12 protein-coding genes and 1 pseudogene are annotated in these 15,868 nt (G+C 59.4%); 4 read left to right on the forward strand and 9 right to left on the reverse strand.

The window, feature by feature from the left end:
- Positions 1-97: 97 nt before the first annotated feature.
- From FJU30_RS11230 to apbC, 5 genes and pseudogenes are all read right to left on the reverse strand, one after another.
- Positions 98-443, reverse strand: a pseudogene (locus FJU30_RS11230) (hypothetical protein); the annotation flags it as partial.
- 153 nt (positions 444-596) lie between these two features.
- The gene (gene asmA / locus FJU30_RS11235; protein WP_150435066.1) at positions 597-2,441 is read right to left on the reverse strand and encodes an outer membrane assembly protein AsmA; all 1,845 of its coding nucleotides are present in this window, start codon (positions 2,439-2,441) and stop codon (positions 597-599) included.
- Positions 2,442-2,487: 46 nt separating this feature from the next.
- Positions 2,488-3,069 carry a dCTP deaminase gene (gene dcd, locus FJU30_RS11240; protein WP_150435067.1) on the reverse strand — a complete coding sequence of 194 codons (582 nt, stop codon included), beginning with the start codon at positions 3,067-3,069 and terminating at the stop codon, positions 2,488-2,490.
- A gap of 546 nt (positions 3,070-3,615) precedes the next feature.
- Entirely contained in the window at positions 3,616-4,257 is a 642-nt protein-coding gene (gene udk / locus FJU30_RS11245) for a uridine kinase (RefSeq protein ID WP_150435068.1), read from the reverse strand.
- Positions 4,258-4,586: 329 nt separating this feature from the next.
- Complete coding sequence (gene apbC, locus FJU30_RS11250; protein ID WP_150435069.1) at positions 4,587-5,699, reverse strand: iron-sulfur cluster carrier protein ApbC; 1,113 nt, start codon at positions 5,697-5,699, stop codon at positions 4,587-4,589.
- A 495-nt stretch (positions 5,700-6,194) separates the two neighbouring features.
- Between apbC and metG the strand changes: the two genes are divergently transcribed.
- From metG to FJU30_RS11265, 3 genes are all read left to right on the forward strand, one after another.
- Positions 6,195-8,228: a methionine--tRNA ligase gene (metG, locus tag FJU30_RS11255; protein WP_150435070.1), complete on the forward strand. Its 2,034-nt coding sequence runs from the start codon at positions 6,195-6,197 to the stop codon at positions 8,226-8,228.
- A 315-nt stretch (positions 8,229-8,543) separates the two neighbouring features.
- On the forward strand, positions 8,544-9,617 hold the full coding sequence (locus tag FJU30_RS11260) for a sugar ABC transporter substrate-binding protein (RefSeq protein WP_150435071.1): 1,074 nt from the start codon (positions 8,544-8,546) through the stop codon (positions 9,615-9,617).
- A 15-nt stretch (positions 9,618-9,632) separates the two neighbouring features.
- Entirely contained in the window at positions 9,633-10,883 is a 1,251-nt protein-coding gene (locus FJU30_RS11265) for an LVIVD repeat-containing protein (protein ID WP_150435072.1), read from the forward strand.
- Positions 10,884-10,972: 89 nt separating this feature from the next.
- On the opposite strand, the gene pgl is transcribed toward FJU30_RS11265, so the two are convergent.
- Entirely contained in the window at positions 10,973-11,971 is a 999-nt protein-coding gene (gene pgl / locus FJU30_RS11270) for a 6-phosphogluconolactonase (RefSeq protein ID WP_150435332.1), read from the reverse strand.
- A gap of 394 nt (positions 11,972-12,365) precedes the next feature.
- On the opposite strand from pgl, the gene FJU30_RS11275 reads away from it, so the two are divergent.
- A complete protein-coding gene (locus FJU30_RS11275) occupies positions 12,366-13,193 on the forward strand; it encodes a pyridoxal phosphatase (RefSeq protein WP_150435073.1) in 828 nt (275 codons plus the stop codon).
- 79 nt (positions 13,194-13,272) lie between these two features.
- On the opposite strand, the gene modC is transcribed toward FJU30_RS11275, so the two are convergent.
- The 3 genes from modC to modA are packed head-to-tail and all read right to left on the reverse strand — an operon-like array spanning position 13,273 to position 15,793.
- Positions 13,273-14,331 carry a molybdenum ABC transporter ATP-binding protein ModC gene (modC, locus tag FJU30_RS11280; RefSeq protein WP_150435074.1) on the reverse strand — a complete coding sequence of 353 codons (1,059 nt, stop codon included), beginning with the start codon at positions 14,329-14,331 and terminating at the stop codon, positions 13,273-13,275.
- Entirely contained in the window at positions 14,331-15,020 is a 690-nt protein-coding gene (modB, locus tag FJU30_RS11285) for a molybdate ABC transporter permease subunit (RefSeq protein WP_150435075.1), read from the reverse strand. Before modB ends, modC begins: the two co-directional genes overlap by 1 nt.
- On the reverse strand, positions 15,017-15,793 hold the full coding sequence (gene modA, locus FJU30_RS11290; RefSeq protein ID WP_150435076.1) for a molybdate ABC transporter substrate-binding protein: 777 nt from the start codon (positions 15,791-15,793) through the stop codon (positions 15,017-15,019). The genes modB and modA overlap by 4 nt, the downstream gene beginning before the upstream one ends.
- Between the last annotated feature and the right edge of the window lie 75 nt (positions 15,794-15,868).

The raw sequence follows: 15,868 nt of genomic DNA on the forward strand, positions 1-15,868 counted from the left end.
TGAAGCGGAGCAGAATTTGACCGCGCCTTACCATGTCTGAAAAGTCGTTATTGTTGGTCATTTTCGCCGCAGGCCTGAGAATAACAGCATGTTACTCTCAGGCCTGCACCAGCTCCGTAGCGACCGCCGCCAGACCAACCGACATAACAACCGATGTTCGTTTTCCTCTTCGAACGGGGAAATCCTTACCATACCGGCCACTGATACCACCACGCCCAAAACCGGCGACAGCATCAATGCCCGCAGAGGAATAACCAGACAGGCCGGGTTGACGCCCATGAGCGCCGCAAGGCGGGGGATTAATTCAACGAAGGTAAACGGCGCGTGGCCGGAACCGGCGGTCATTACCGTGCGGCCGCGATGACCACCGGTTCCGGCCACGCGGTAATGACCATCAGCATCAGCATCAGCATCAGCATCATAATAATCCCGCCGCTACCGAAAAAGGAGATGCTCGCCCCCCCGGCCCGCGCGAGAATGACAAGCGACAGAGGGTATGCTGGTGATACCGAATGTGCAGATTTTATCGGGCAAAGACGCCCTGCGTCCGTTAAAACAACACGACCCCCTTACTATACCTGCACTACATCCGTGCACTACAGCCGCTCCAGCAGCTGTTTCAAATCCTTGCCTTTCTGCTGCTGCTGATTTTTATCCGCCCAATCGTTCAGCCGCTTTTTCACCTCATCCTGCAGGCGTTTTCGCAACAGCTGATCGACCTGCAGCTGGTAGCTTAAGTTATTCCAGGGACCGTATACGCGCAGCGGTATTTCGCTGTTTTGCAACACCTCGATCAGACGGGCATCGCCGCGCCAGCCCTGCAGTACGCGCACGTTCAAATTAATGTCGCAGCGCTGGCCGGGCAGGTCGAGCCGGCTGCTGCCGGTCACCTGCATCAACGGCGAACTCCCCTTAATAGCCGTCATGCGCAGATCGCCGGCATTCAGTTGGGCCAGCGCGCTAACCTGCTGCATTTCCGTATAGCGTTCGTAGCGTTCCTGCGCCTGAATATTGCCGTTGCCGCGCGCGATCGCCTGTTGGATCATCTGCTGAATATTCAGGCCATGGGCACGCAGCGAAGTCACTTCCATTCGGCCGCTGCCGCGCCACTGTTGCGAAAGCGCCGTCAGGCTGAGTTCGTTGCCGGAGAGCTGTCCCTGCATCGACAGGATGCCGCTTAGATTTTGCGGCAGAGCCAGCGCCTGCAGCAGACGCGCCAACTCGATATTTTTCAATACCGGCTGAACGGCGATTGCCGGCGTCGCATCAACATCCATCTGCGCCGTCAGAGAAAACTGGCCGTCGCCGAGCAAACCGCTCAGCGTGCTGACCGTCAGCCGGCCCGCGTCATTTTTCGCCTGCAGCGCCAGTTGATTAACCGTCACGCCGCGATACAGCAGCTCTTTTACCTGAAGCGATAACTGCGCATTGAAACCGCGCAGCGCCTGAGCGCTATCCGGGGACGTTTCCGCGGCGATCACTGGCTTACCCGGCGCCTTTTGCCCGTTCTGGCTGTCGGTATCGCCGGACGGCCGCAGCCCCAGCAGCGCATCGAGGTCGATTTTGTCTGATGTCAGATTCAGCGTCCATGTCGGCGGCGTCGCCATCTGCACGCTGGCGTCGCCGCGCAATTGACTGCTGTTGGCGCTTAGCGCCAGATTGCGGATCTCAATCCGTTCAGGCTGCCGCTGATAGCTGACCTGCAAACTGCCCTGACCGTGAATGCCTTCCGCCGGCATCGCGGCGCCCTGCAGTTGATAATCAAACGACGCGATCTGAGCGCTAACCTGCTGCGGGTAATGCTGCATATCCATATCGGCCGCCAGCGAGAAAGTAAAATCTCGCTGATCGCGGTTAATCCGGCTGGATACGGTTAATTTAACCTGACGTTCGCCGTCCTGCTCCATTTCCAGGTTGATGTCGCGTACGTTGATTTGTTCACCGGGTTCGCCACTTTGCCCGCTGCGCTGAAAAATCAGCAGGCTGTCCGCAATCTTCAGCCGATCGATATCCAGCGTCCAGCCGCTCTCTTCCTGCGGCGTGAATGACCCGGAAGGCGCGACCGGCGCATTGGTCGGCCGCGGCGCGGCGCTCTCCGGCGTGAGGCGCGCCACCGCGCCCTTCAGCAAAACCTGTTTTACCACCAGTTGATGGGAGAGCAGCGGCCAGAGTTTTACGTCAAGCCGCATATTGTCGGCGCTCACCACCGGCAGGCTGGCGCCCGGCGCCTGCAGAGACATCTTGCCGGAAAGGATGCTGAGCTGCGGCCAGACGTGCCAGCGCAAATCCCCTTCCAGACTAAGCTGATAGCCGCTGCGTTCTTCAACCTGGCGCACCATATAGGCGCGGAAATCGTTCGGATTAACCAGCGCCACCAGCGCCGTCATACCGGCGACCAGCACCACCAGCAAAATAACCAGCGTTGTCAGAAATCGTCTCATGCCATCCTCATCACAGGAACCGTAACAGGCCGCGCGGACAGGCGCATCAGTCTTTGTCTATCCGGCTGGCTACGGCGCCCTGTTGATCTTTATATTTGGCGTCCTGCCGACGGTTGTAAGGACGGGCCGCCGGGCCGGACAGCGGCTCGAAGCTCAGTGCGCCGATCATCATTCCCGGGCGTAACGCCAGCGGCAACTTACCTGAATTATAGAACTCCAGCACAATTCTTCCCTGCCAGCCGGGATCAATGCGGTGCGCGGTGACGTGCACCATCAGTCCCAGCCGCGCCAGCGACGAGCGGCCGTCCAGCCAGCCGACCAGATTATCGGGCAGCGTTACCGACTCCAGCGTCACCGCCAGCGCCAGTTCGCCGGGATGCAGAAAAAAAGGTTCGTTTTCGGGCAGGTTGATCTCGTCGCTCATCACCCGGTCGAGCGCCGCGCTGACTTCATCCTTCGGACCGCTAAGATCGATAAAGGCCGCCGTATGGCCGCGAAACACGCGAAACTGGTTGCCCAGGCGGACATCCACCGTGGCGCCGTTGATTCGTTCGGCAGGCGGACGCGGCGTAATCGTCAGTTTACCTTCGTCCAGCCAGGCCTCGATATCACGATCGCACAGTCTCATTATTGTTTCTCCCTAAGGTATTTATCGTTATACCCGTCATACTTCACGTTGCAGGTGCGTTGGCTTTCCTCGCTCAGCCCCAGTCATTTACTGATTGTAAACACCTGGGGATTCGCTGTGTCGCCGCGTTATTCGGTCTTATGGCCTCGCCCCTTCGGGGTCAGCGCAAGCGCTGCTCAAAAACGCTTTTGCCGTTTTTGTCCTGCCGCTCGAATGATGTTGGGTGCATACCCGCCATACTTCAACGCAGCAGAAAAGCGGCAGGCGAGCGACAAACCGGTCAGCAACCGAGTTACAGCTCGCCGGCCCAAAGGACGAACCTCATGCATGAGGCCCACACTTCGCGAAACACCTGTTCGGACGGATGCTTCGGATCATAACGGATTTAAACGCCTCTGGCGGCGGCTCCGCAGGCTAAGGCCCGGAATGGCTCGAATACCTGAGCGCAGCCAACGCATCTGCCGCCTGAAACATGACAAGTATGTTGGATATATAAAACTGCCACAGTCATTATCAAATAGCTATGCTGCGGCCCGTCTAATGCCGTTACTCAAAAAACTGACTGATTTTCGCCTTCAGAATATCGATGGCGATGCGGTTCTTGCCGCCGCGCGGCACGATAATATCGGCATACTGCTTGGAAGGTTCGATAAACTGCAGGAACATCGGACGCACCGTCTTCTTATACTGCTCCATCACGGAGTCCATCGAGCGGCCGCGTTCGTTAACGTCACGCCGCATACGGCGCATCAGGCAAATATCCAGCGGCGTATCGACAAAAATAGATAAATTCATCTCGTGCCGCAGGCGCACTTCCGTCAGTAACAGTATGCCTTCCAGAATGATGACTTTTTTCGGCTCCAGATGAACGGTTTCCTGCTTGCGGGTGTGTTCAACATAGCTATACAGCGGTAATTCTATCGACTGCCCCGATTTTAGCATTTTCAAATGCTGCAGCAGCAGGCTGTGGTCCATGGCGCTGGGATGATCGTAGTTGGTTTTAACCCGCTCTTCCATGCTTAGGTGGCTCTGGTCTTTGTAATAACTATCTTCAGGGATCACGCCAATATGCTCATCCCCCACCTGGGCGCGCAGTTCGCGATAAAGCGTGCTGGCGATAAGACTTTTACCGGAAGCGGAGGCTCCGGCTATCCCGATAATGACGCACTGATGAGACTTGTCAGTCATAACATTAAAGACCTGATTGCATAATAATGGAGGGGAGAACACCTGACGGTGCCTGGCGGCGCAATTATAAGGCGTTCATGCCGCTCCTGCCAGCCTTTCCAGCCCGCGCCAGACTTGCCCGCGGCGTTACGCGCATTTTTTATCTGCATTGGTACATTTATCCGGCGCCAGGCGTGTGCGGCGCTATGCCGGCCGGGAGATCGGCGAACTGGACTTAATCTTATGCAACCACGACGGGAAACGCGCCCCCGACCCGCGCCGCCCCTACAGAGGCGGCGCGGATCGGAGCGACGAACATACGAACTAACGGGGGCGGAAGACGCGGCGAATTACAACGCCCGGAAGGAGATTTCGCTCGGGATCACTTCTCCCTGCCAGTACAGCTGGGCCGCCACCTGGCCCGCCAGCTCGCGGTACAGCGAAGTAAATTCGCTGTCCGGCTGACTGACGACCGTCGGTTCGCCCCGGTCCAGATCTTCGCGTAGCGAGATATGCAGCGGCAACTGGCCCAACAGCGAGCAGTGATATTTTTCCGCCAGTTTCTGCGCGCCGCCGGTACCGAAGATCGGCTCCAGGTGACCGCAGTGGCTGCAGATATGCACGCTCATGTTTTCCACAATGCCCAGCACCGGCACGCTGACCTTTTCAAACATGACGATCCCCTTCATCGCGTCAACCAGCGCGATATCCTGCGGCGTGGTGACCACCACCGCGCCGGTCACCGGCACGTTCTGCGCCAGCGTCAGTTGAATATCCCCGGTGCCCGGCGGCATATCCAGCACCAGATAATCCAGATCCGGCCACAGCGTATCCTGCAACAGTTGCAAAAGCGCTTTGCTGGCCATCGGCCCGCGCCATACCATCGCATTGTCGTCCGTTACCAGGTAGCCGATGGAGTTGGTGGCCAGCCCGTGGGCCATCACCGGCGCCATATGCTGACCGTCCGGCGAGGTCGGGCGTTCGCTGGCCGCGCCGAGCATGGTGGGAATCGACGGCCCGTAAATATCCGCATCCAGAATTCCCGTTTTGGCGCCTTCGGCCGCCAGCGCCAGCGCCATATTCACCGCCGTGCTCGACTTGCCCACGCCGCCCTTGCCGGAGCTGACGGCGATGATATTTTTCACGCCGCTGACGCCCGCCTGATTATTGACCCGCTTCAGGGTGGCGATATTGTGCGCCAGCCGCCATTCAACCGCGCGGGCGCCGCTCATTCGCATCAGATCGGCGCTCACCGTCTCTTTCAGCGCATCAAACCCGCTCTGCCAGGCAAACGGCAGTTCGAGTTCGATATGCAGCACATCGTCCAGCAGCGCGCAGTGGCGCAGCGCATTCAGCGTAGTCAAATTGCGTTTCAGCGTCGGGTGTTGAAAGGTGGCCAGCACGCCGGTCACCATAGCACGCAGAGCATCAGGCGTGCTCTGCTCAGGGAAGGAAGAGTTCATCCCGGCTCCTTGCAATAATTGTTATTAGATTCATGGTGTCACCCCTTCATCTTCAGACCGCGCAGGCGTCGGCCGGGCAAAGCGGCCCCGGTCGACGGGCGTGAACTGCGCGGCCGGCAGCCTTGTCCGAACCGCTCGCGCGGCGCGTCAGACGCCGAAGATTCGCCCGGTAGCCGCCCTGCCGCCACCTGAAATCCTTTAGCCATAGGCTACATGTATTCGGGTGAGCGATCGCAGCCAGCGCGCATGCAACCTGAAGTACAACGAGTATATAGCATAACAGAATGAGCGGCCCCGGACGCAATCGTATGGCGGCTTCCGCCCAACCGCGCCGTACAGCCGCACGCCGCAAAACTGCGCCGGTGGCCGGCCGACCCTCGCCCCGGCGAGCGGCAAAATTTGACAGGCGGGCCGCTTTTGTTTACGCCACCCCGCGCGATGGGGTAACATCGGGCTTCCCTTCTCTCACCATTTAAAGAAAGCAAGTTTCCAATTATGGCTCAAGTCGCAAAAAAAATACTGGTAACGTGCGCGCTACCTTACGCTAACGGCTCTATCCACCTCGGTCATATGCTTGAACACATTCAGGCGGATATCTGGGTTCGTTTTCAGCGAATGCGCGGTCACCAGGTCCATTTTATCTGTGCCGACGATGCGCACGGCACGCCGATTATGCTGAAAGCCCAGCAGATGGGCGTGGCGCCGGAACAGATGATTGCGGCGGTCAGCCATGAACACCAGCAGGATTTTGCGGGGTTCAACATCAGCTTCGATAACTATCACTCCACGCACAGCGAAGAGAACCGCGAGCTGTCCGGTCTGATCTATCGTCGCCTGAAAGAGAACGGCTTCATTAAAGCCCGCACCATTTCCCAGCTTTACGATCCTGAGAAAGGCATGTTCCTGCCTGACCGTTTCGTGAAGGGAACCTGCCCGAAATGTAAAGCGCCCGACCAGTACGGCGACAACTGCGAAGTCTGCGGCTCTACCTATAGCCCGACCGACCTGATCGATCCGAAATCGGCCGTTTCCGGCGCCACGCCGGTTATTCGCGAATCCGAACACTTCTTCTTTGATTTGCCGGCGTTCAGCGAGATGCTGCAGGCCTGGACGCGCTCCGGCGCGCTGCAGGAGCAGGTGGCGAATAAAATGCAGGAATGGTTCGATGCCGGCCTGCAGCAGTGGGATATCACCCGCGACGCGCCCTACTTCGGCTTCGAAGTGCCGGACGCGCCGGGCAAATACTTTTACGTCTGGCTGGACGCGCCCATCGGCTATATGGGGTCCTTTAAAAACCTGTGCGACAAGCGCGGCGATCTGGATTTTGACGAATTCTGGCGTAAAGATTCCAGCGCAGAGCTGTACCATTTCATCGGTAAAGACATCGTCTACTTCCACAGCCTGTTCTGGCCGGCCATGCTGGAAGGCAGCCAGTTCCGCAAACCCACCAACCTGTTCGTACACGGTTATGTGACGGTGAACGGCGCCAAGATGTCGAAATCGCGCGGCACCTTCATCAAGGCCGATACCTACCTGAAACACCTTGATGCAGACTGTCTGCGATACTACTACGCGGCCAAACTCTCTTCCCGCATTGATGATATCGACCTCAATCTGGAAGACTTCGTGCAGCGCGTCAATGCCGACATCGTCAACAAACTGGTCAATCTGGCTTCGCGCAACGCCGGTTTCATCGGCAAGCGTTTCGGCGGCGAATTGTCGACCACGCTGGCGGATGAGTCGCTCTACAAGACCTTCATCGACGCGGCGAACAGCATCGCCGAAGCGTATAACAGCCGCGAATCCGGGCGCGCCATACGCGAAATCATGGCGCTGGCCGACCTGGCTAACCGCTATGTGGATGAGCAGGCGCCCTGGGTGGTGGCGAAGCAGGAAGGCCGCGATGCCGATCTGCTGGCCATTTGTTCCATGGGCATCAACCTGTTCCGAATCCTGATGACCTACCTCAAACCGGTACTGCCTTCTCTGGCGCAGCGGGCGGAAGCCTTCCTGAATATCGAACTGAAGTGGGACGACATCGCGCAGCCGCTCGCCGGCCACCGGGTTAACGCCTTTAAGGCGCTGTTCAACCGCATCGATGCCGATAAGGTCAGCGCCATGGTTGAAGCATCCAAAGAAGATATGCGCGCGCCGACGGCACAGGCGATCAGCGGTCCGCTGGCCGACGATCCGATTCAGCCGACCATCAGCTTCGACGAATTCGCCAAAGTGGATATGCGCATCGCGCTGATCCAGCAGGCCGAACTGGTCGACGGCTCGGATAAACTGTTGCGGCTGACGCTGGATCTCGGCGGCCAGACTCGCCAGGTGTTTTCCGGCATTCGCAGCGCCTACCCCGACCCGAAAGCGCTGGAAGGCAAGCTGACCGTAATGGTCGCCAACCTCGCCCCGCGCAAGATGCGCTTTGGCGTCTCGGAAGGGATGGTGATGGCCGCCGGCCCCGGCGGCAGCGATATCTTCCTGCTCAGCCCGGACAGCGGCGCCCAACCGGGTCAGCAAGTGAAGTAACCCCAATAAAGCCCGCGCCAGCGGGCTTTATCTTGTTGGCTATCGCTATCCCCGGTCATTTCCGTTCCGGCGGAAATTCGCCGGGAGAGCTGCGATCCGGCCGCCGCCAGATGCCGTCTTACTCAGAGCAAAGTCCCCCCGACAAAACGTTATAAGTTAATCCCAAAATTCATAACAAAAACGGTTCACCGACCAGCGCTTACTGGTTATGATGCTGCATCACAGAATAGACATCCAGACATAAAGACAGCCAAAAATCGGTCTGTCCGCACGCTGTCTCTTTTGTCTACATCACCGAACACCATGGAGCCGACGATGAAAAAATTCACCCCCGCACTGCTGGCGTTAAGCCTGGCTATCTCGCTGCCCGCATTTGCTGAGGCGCCTGCCGCGCCGGCGCCGATTCCGGCCGCTATCGCCGGCCATGAAGGCCCGATTCGCATCGCCGTTATCCGCAACCTCGGCTCGGACGACAATACCACGCAGTTTATTTCCGGCGTGCTGGAAGAAGGGAAAAAGCTCGGCTTCAAGATCAGCACCTTCCTTAGCAACGGCGACGATGCCCGCTTTCAGGACTTCGTTAACCAGGCGATCAGCCAAAAGTATGACGGGATCATCCTCTCTCAGGGCCGCGACCCTTACTCGACCGAGCTGATTAAACGCATCGTCGACAGCGGCATCGCCGTTTCCGTGTTCGACACCGCGGTGCGCGGCGATATTCCGGGCGTTACGGTAACTCAGCAGGACGATGCGTCACTGACCAACGAGTCGCTCGGCGCGCTGGTGAAAGACTTCAACGGCAAGGCCAACATCATCAAACTGTGGGTCGCCGGCTTCCCGCCGATGGAACGCCGCCAGCAGGCCGCACAGCAACTGCTGAAAAACTACCCGGATATTAAAGAGCTGGAATCCATCGGCGCCGTCTCGTCCGATGTCCAGGGCGATACCGCCAACAAGGTCGGCGCGGTGCTGGCGAAATACCCGAAAGGCAAGATCGACGCCATCTGGGGCACCTGGGACGCCTTCAGCCAGGGCGCATGGAAAGCGCTGAAAGAGAACGGCCGGACTGAAATCAAACTCTACAGCATCGATATCTCGAATCAGGATCTTCAGCTAATGCGCGAAGCGGGCAGCCCGTGGAAGGTCAGCGTGGCGGTCGATCCTAAGCTGATCGGTAAGGTTAACCTGCGCCTGGTGGCCAATAAAATAGCCGGCGAACCTACGCCGGCCACTTACGAATTCAAATCTTCCGTCATCCCTCAGGCGCTGCTGGTCAGCCAGCCCGGTCCGGTTAACGTGGCGGGACTAGGCAAAATCATCCCCGGCTGGGGCCAGACCGATGATTTCATCGCCCCCTGGTTTGCTACACTGGCGGCGAAGGCAAAATAATACGGAGAGTTTTTTATGGCGTCTCAGCAACTGCCGGTGCCGGATTACAGCCGCAATATGCGGCTAATCGGCCACAGCGATCAGGGCGGCAGGCCGGATGGCGTGCAGGTAATGGTGCATCGCGGCTATGCCTATATCGGCCATATGGTTTCCCAGGGCGTCTCTATTGTGGATGTGCGCGATGTCAGCCGCCCCAAAGCGGCGGGTTTCATCGCCGCGCCGCCCGGAACCTGGAATATCCATCTGCAGGCGCATGACGATCTGCTGCTGGTGGTCAACGCCCGCGATCTGTTTGCCGACGCGCGTTTTGCCGAGGAAAAAGTCTATTACACCCGTTCAGTGGCAGAAACGGTTGAAACCGGCAACGGTCAGCGCGGCTGGAGCGCCGGTTTGCGCATCTTCGATATTTCAGTGCCGGATAAGCCGCGCGAAATCAGTTTCCTCTCGCTGGACGGCATCGGCATTCACCGCATCTGGTATGTCGGCGGACGCTGGGCCTATGTCTCCGCCCTGCCCGACGGCTACAGCGACTATATTTTTCTGACCATTGACCTGGCCGACCCGCGAAAACCCCAGGTGGCCGGCCGCTACTGGCTGCCCGGCATGCACAGCGCGGGCGGGGAAAAACCGGACTGGCCGGAAGGCAAACGCTATGCGCTGCATCATGCGATCGTCAATGGCGATACCGCCTACGGCAGCTGGCGCGACGGCGGCCTGACGCTGCTGGACGTCAGCGATCGCAGCCAGCCGCGGTTAATCAGCCACCGCAACTGGAGTCCGCCGTTCGGCGGCGGCACGCATACCGCGCTGCCGCTGCCCGATAGGGATCTGCTGGTGGTGCTGGATGAAGCGGTATTGGATAACCAGCAGGACGGCGAGAAATTGATCTGGCTGTTCGATATTCGCGAGCCGACTAACCCGGTCAGCATCGCGACCTTCCCGCCGCCGGCGGAAACCGACTATGTGAAAAAAGGCGCGCACTTCGGACCGCACAACCTGCATGAAAACCGGCCCGGCAGTTTTATCAGCTCGACGCTGATTTTCGCCACCTATCAGAATGCCGGCGTGCGCGCGTATGACATCAGTAATCCGTATCGGCCGAAAGAGACCGGCGCGCTGGTGCCGGCCGCGCCGCAGCGCATGATCGATAAACGCCCCGGCCGACCGGCGGTAATACAGTCGTGCGATGTGTTTGTCGATGCCCAGGGCATAATCTACAGCACCGACTACAACGCCGGCCTGTCGATTATCGAGTACCGCGGTTAAACCGGATTGGCCCCGTCAACCCGCGCTGGTGCGCGCGTGGCGGGGACGGCTGGCGACGCATCTGGCGGCGATAGCCGCCCCGCGCGCCGTTAGCCCAGCGTCAGCACCGTAACCCACATTGGCCCCTGTCCCACCGCATAGCGCGCCAGCGGCTGCAGCGCGCCATTCCCCCCGTCGATCCGATAGACCTCGATGTGATGCGATTTCTGACCGGCGCAGATCAGGAACTGACCTGAATTATCCAGCGAGAAGCCGCGCGGCTGGGTTTCAGTCGGTTGATGCCCGCTCAGCGTCAGCGCGCTGCCGTCCGGCGACACCTGGAAAATGCTCAACAGGCTGGCGGTGCGGTCGCTGACGTAAAGGAAACGCCCGTCCGGCGTCATATGGATGTCGGCGGCCCAGCGGGTATCGCTGAAACCGGCTGGCATCGCGTCCAGCGACTGCACTTTTTCCCACCCGCCGCCCGCCGCGCTTTGCTTAAACACATCGACAGAGCTGCTCAGCTCATTAACGCAATAAGCGAACGGCTGATCAGGGTGGAACACCATGTGGCGCGGGCCAGCGCCCTGCGCCGCCCGCAGTTCCGCCTGCTCGTTGACGCTCAGTCGGCCGTCGTGGCTGACATCATACAGACGGATGCGGTCCTCTTTCAGGCAAGGCGCCCACAGTACCCGGTTGGCCGGGTCGATATTGGTCGAGTGGCACCCCTCCAGGCCATCAAGCTGCTGCTGTACCGCGCCGGCGATGCCCTGCGCATCGATCGGGCTGACGCTGACGCAGTTGGCGCTGTAGGAAGCGCAGAACAGAAACCGTCCCAGGCGATCGGTCGACAGATGAGTCGGACTGCCGGGCAATGCGGCCGATCCGGCCTCAGTCAACCGACCGTCGCTTTCAATTCGGTAGCTCACCGCGCTGAAGGCCGGACGAACCCCGGCATAAAGATGGCGCTTATCCGGCGCAATCACCAGCGGCTGCACCTGTCCCGGCGCCTGCACCACCTGTAACAGCGTCAGTTCGCCCAGCGGACTAAGCTGCCAGACATGAATCTGCTGGCTCTCCGGACTGGCGACATAGACAACTTGCTGCATCATGCTCTCCTCATTTAACCTATATGATATCCGGCATGTTTTACCGCCCTGACGCGACGGGCCAAACCGGAAACGGATATCCCCTGAATCTTGCTGACGGCGTTCGGTATGCCTGCATAGCGGCAGCGCGGAGCGGACGATAACGCCGCTTCGGCCCCGCGCTGAACCGACGGCCACTCACTCGCCTGGCGCCCTCCCGCGGCCTGAAATCTGCCGGGTATGGTTTGCTCGGCCTGACTTACAGTGTACCATCGTTTGATTACCGCTCTATACCCGTCGGACGTCAAGTTGCAGGTGCGCTGGCTGCGCTCGCTCACCCGAATCGCTGCGATAACGTGTTGCCCTGCGACTCGAATTATTTAGGGTACATACGATGACACAACACAGGACGACTATGACTTACCGTGTAATTGCGCTCGATCTGGATGGAACCCTGCTGGATCGACAGAAAAAAATCCTGCCGCAGTCGCTTGATGCGCTGGCCCAGGCGCAGGCCGCCGGGGTCAGGGTGCTGATTGCGACCGGTCGCCATCACGTCGCCATCCATCCTTTTTATCAGGCCCTGCAGCTGGACACACCTGCAATCTGCTGTAACGGCACCTATCTGTACGATTATCAGGCAAAATGCGTGCTGCACGCCGATCCGCTGCCGGTCGATCAGGCGAAGCGCGTTCTGCGGCTGCTGGAGAAGTTTGATATTCATGGCCTGATGTACGTTGACGACGCCATGCTCTATCAGCGGCCCTGCGGGCACATTGTTCGCGCTCAGGCCTGGGCCGAAAGCCTGCCGCCGGCGCAGCGACCCACGTTGCTGCAGGTCGATTCGCTGGCTCAGGCCGCCGACAGCGCGCAGTCGATCTGGAAATTCGCCACCACGGACGAAGACTGCGCCGCGCTGCGCGGCTTTGCCGATCAGGTTGAGAGCGAACTGGGTCTGGCCTGCGAATGGTCGTGGCACGATCAGGTGGACGTGGCGCAGGCGGGCAACAGTAAAGGCAAGCGCCTGCGGCAGTGGGTGGAAGAACAGGGATTCTCCATGCAGGATGTGATTGCCTTTGGCGATAACTTCAATGATATCAGCATGCTGGAGCTAGCCGGACTGGGCGTGGCGATGGGCAACGGCGTCGACGAGGTTAAGCAGCGGGCGGATTTGGTTATCGCGGATAATGACCAGCCCGGCATCGCCGAAGTAATCCACAGCCGGGTGCTGAACCAGATTTGATGCGCAGAAAATCGTCGCCTGCCGCTGCGGGGATGGCGACGATAGCCGACAGGGAGCGGCGAGTATGGCGCCCCCCGACTCAGGCGGTGATCGAAACGCTTTTAATCTGCGCGTACAGCCACTGACCCGGGCGCACGGCCAGTTCGTCGCGCGCCCAGGGCGTAATCCTCGCCCACAGGCTCTGGGCGCCGATGTCCAGCTTCACCTCCACCTGATCGTCGATATCCAGACACTCGACCACCTGGGCCGGCAAAATATTGCGGATGCTGCTGTTGTGCGGCGGCTGCAGCACCAGCGACACGTCGGCGGCCTTAATCTGAATACGCAGCGGCGTTTTCAGCGCCGCATCCACTTTGTTCACCCACAGATGCTGATCGCCCAGCGCCAGCGCCGTCATGGCGTAGCGCTCATGCTGGCTCAATACGCTGACGTTGAGAATGCTGCTTTGTTCTTCGCGCGGCAGCCAGGGACGCAGCGCGCTGCTGGCCCAGACGGCTTCCAGCTCGCCCTGCGCCTTAATCTTACCGTTATCCAGCACCAGCACCCGATCGGCAAGACGCAAAATTTCATCCAGGCTGTGGCTGACGTACAGAATCGGCGTTTTCACGCCCTTTGCCAGTTTTTCCAGGTAAGGCATCAGTTCGCGTTTACGCGGCAAATCGAGCGAGGCAAGCGGTTCGTCCATCAGCAGCAGCTCCGGCGCGGTCAACAGCGCCCGGCCAATCGCCACGCGCTGCTTTTCGCCGCCGGACAGCGTAATCGGAAAGCGCTTTAGCAGATGCCCAATGCCCAGCAGACCGACGATATCGTCATACTGGCCGCGCATTGAAGCGGCCATGCCGTAGCGCAGGTTCCCCTGCACCCGATAGTGCGGGAACAGGCGGGCGTCCTGAAACACGTAGCCTATGCGCCGTTTTTCCGGCGCCAGAAACTGCTTTTTCTCCGCGTCGGCCAGCACCCGGTCGTTAAGCACAATACGCCCGCTCTGCGGCCGGGTCAGCCCGACGATGGCATTGATCAGCGAGGTTTTCCCCGCGCCGGAAACGCCGAATATGGCGGTGATGCCCTCGGCGGGCAGCTCGGTCTTCACGCTGAGCGCCAGGTCGCCCAGTTGCTGACTAAAATCCAGCTGTAGCATTATCCCCCCAGCCGCTTACGGCCCCAGCGCGTCAGCCATTCCGACAACAATAGCGATACGAGGGACAACAGGATAGCGATCACGCACAGCCGCGCGGCGGCGCCTTCCGCTCCCGGCGTTTCGATCAGGGTATACATCGCCAGAGGAATGGTGCGCGTTTCGCCGGGAATATTTGAGACAAAGGTGATGGTGGCGCCGAATTCGCCCAGCGAACGGGCAAAAGCCAACACCACGCCGACAATGATGCCCGGCAGGGAGAGCGGCAACGTAATGGTAAAAAATACGCGCAGCGGGTGCGCGCCCAGCGTGCGCGCCGCCTGTTCCAGACGCGGATCGATCGCCTCCAGCGCCAGACGAATGGCGCGCACCATCAGCGGGAAAGCCACCACGGCCGACGCCAGCGCCGCGCCGCGCCAGCTAAAGCTGAAGCTGAAACCAAACCAGTTATACAGCCACTCGCCGATAACGCCGCGCCGCCCCATGCCCACCAGCAATAAATAGCCGATCACCACCGGCGGCAAGACCAGCGGCAGATGAATCAGACTATCAAGTAAGGATTTGCCGGGAAACCGGCAACGGACCAGGATCCACGCCATCAGGATCCCGAAGGGCAGGCTCCAGGCGACCGCCAGCACTGAAACTTTCAGGCTAAGCGCAATCGCCTGCCACTCATAATCACTGACTATCATTGAACAGGCGTGAACCCGAACCGTTTAAACACCTCTGCCGCCTTCGGTGTCTTCAGATATTGATAGAAGCCGTCGACCGTCGCATTTTCGCGGCCTTTAACGATCGCCATCGGGTATTCCACCGGTTTATGGCTGGCGGTCGGGAAAGTGCCCACGACTTTCACTTTATCGCTGGCCACCACGTCGGAACCATAGACGATGCCCAGCGGCGCTTCTTCGCGCTCGACCAGCGCCATGGCGGCGCGCACGCTATTGGCGCGCGCCATCAGCGGCGACAGTTCGTCCCAGGCCTTCAGGTTCTGCAGCGCTTCTTTCGCATAAATACCGGCCGGGACATGATCCGGATCGCCCACCGACAGACGCCCTCCTTTCAGCAGGTTTTTCCAGTCGGTCTGCGCGTTTATTTCGACTTTGCCCAGCGCGCTGGTTTTCGGCGCGATCACTACCAGCTCATTGCCCAGCAGCGTGTGGCGGCTGTCGTTGGCGATCAGCTGTTTATCCTGAACGTAATCCATCCATTGCTGGTCGGCGGAGATAAACATATCGGCCGGCGCGCCCTGTTCTATCTGACGCGCCAGGGTGGAAGAGGAAGCAAAAGAGGAGACGACATTGACCTTTTTCTCTTGCTGGTATTGCGTGGCGATTTCCTGTAACGCATTCGTTAATGAGGCCGCCGCGAATACGGTCACCTTACTGTCGTCGGCGCTGGCCGGCAAGGCAATACCGGCGCTGAGCGTCAGTGCCGCAAACCATTTAATCCATTGCTGTCTCATTGCTTTCCCCTAAGAGTAACGGTGTGTAACAAATGATATAACGAAGCGTTAAACACTGTCATCCGCTTTATCGGC

The sequence above is a fragment of the Affinibrenneria salicis genome, from assembly GCF_008710095.1.

What these genes read in the sequence shown, in the direction of transcription:
- pgl (WP_150435332.1), bottom strand. Translation starts at nt 11,971, where the DNA reads ATGCAGCAAGTTGTCTATGTCGCCAGTCCGGAGAGCCAGCAGATTCAT.
- apbC (WP_150435069.1), bottom strand. Translation starts at nt 5,699, where the DNA reads ATGAACTCTTCCTTCCCTGAGCAGAGCACGCCTGATGCTCTGCGTGCT.
- modB (WP_150435075.1), bottom strand. Translation starts at nt 15,020, where the DNA reads ATGATAGTCAGTGATTATGAGTGGCAGGCGATTGCGCTTAGCCTGAAA.
- FJU30_RS11265 (WP_150435072.1), top strand. Translation starts at nt 9,633, where the DNA reads ATGGCGTCTCAGCAACTGCCGGTGCCGGATTACAGCCGCAATATGCGG.
- modA (WP_150435076.1), bottom strand. Translation starts at nt 15,793, where the DNA reads ATGAGACAGCAATGGATTAAATGGTTTGCGGCACTGACGCTCAGCGCC.
- metG (WP_150435070.1), top strand. Translation starts at nt 6,195, where the DNA reads ATGGCTCAAGTCGCAAAAAAAATACTGGTAACGTGCGCGCTACCTTAC.
- udk (WP_150435068.1), bottom strand. Translation starts at nt 4,257, where the DNA reads ATGACTGACAAGTCTCATCAGTGCGTCATTATCGGGATAGCCGGAGCC.
- modC (WP_150435074.1), bottom strand. Translation starts at nt 14,331, where the DNA reads ATGCTACAGCTGGATTTTAGTCAGCAACTGGGCGACCTGGCGCTCAGC.
- FJU30_RS11275 (WP_150435073.1), top strand. Translation starts at nt 12,366, where the DNA reads ATGACTTACCGTGTAATTGCGCTCGATCTGGATGGAACCCTGCTGGAT.
- dcd (WP_150435067.1), bottom strand. Translation starts at nt 3,069, where the DNA reads ATGAGACTGTGCGATCGTGATATCGAGGCCTGGCTGGACGAAGGTAAA.
- asmA (WP_150435066.1), bottom strand. Translation starts at nt 2,441, where the DNA reads ATGAGACGATTTCTGACAACGCTGGTTATTTTGCTGGTGGTGCTGGTC.
- FJU30_RS11260 (WP_150435071.1), top strand. Translation starts at nt 8,544, where the DNA reads ATGAAAAAATTCACCCCCGCACTGCTGGCGTTAAGCCTGGCTATCTCG.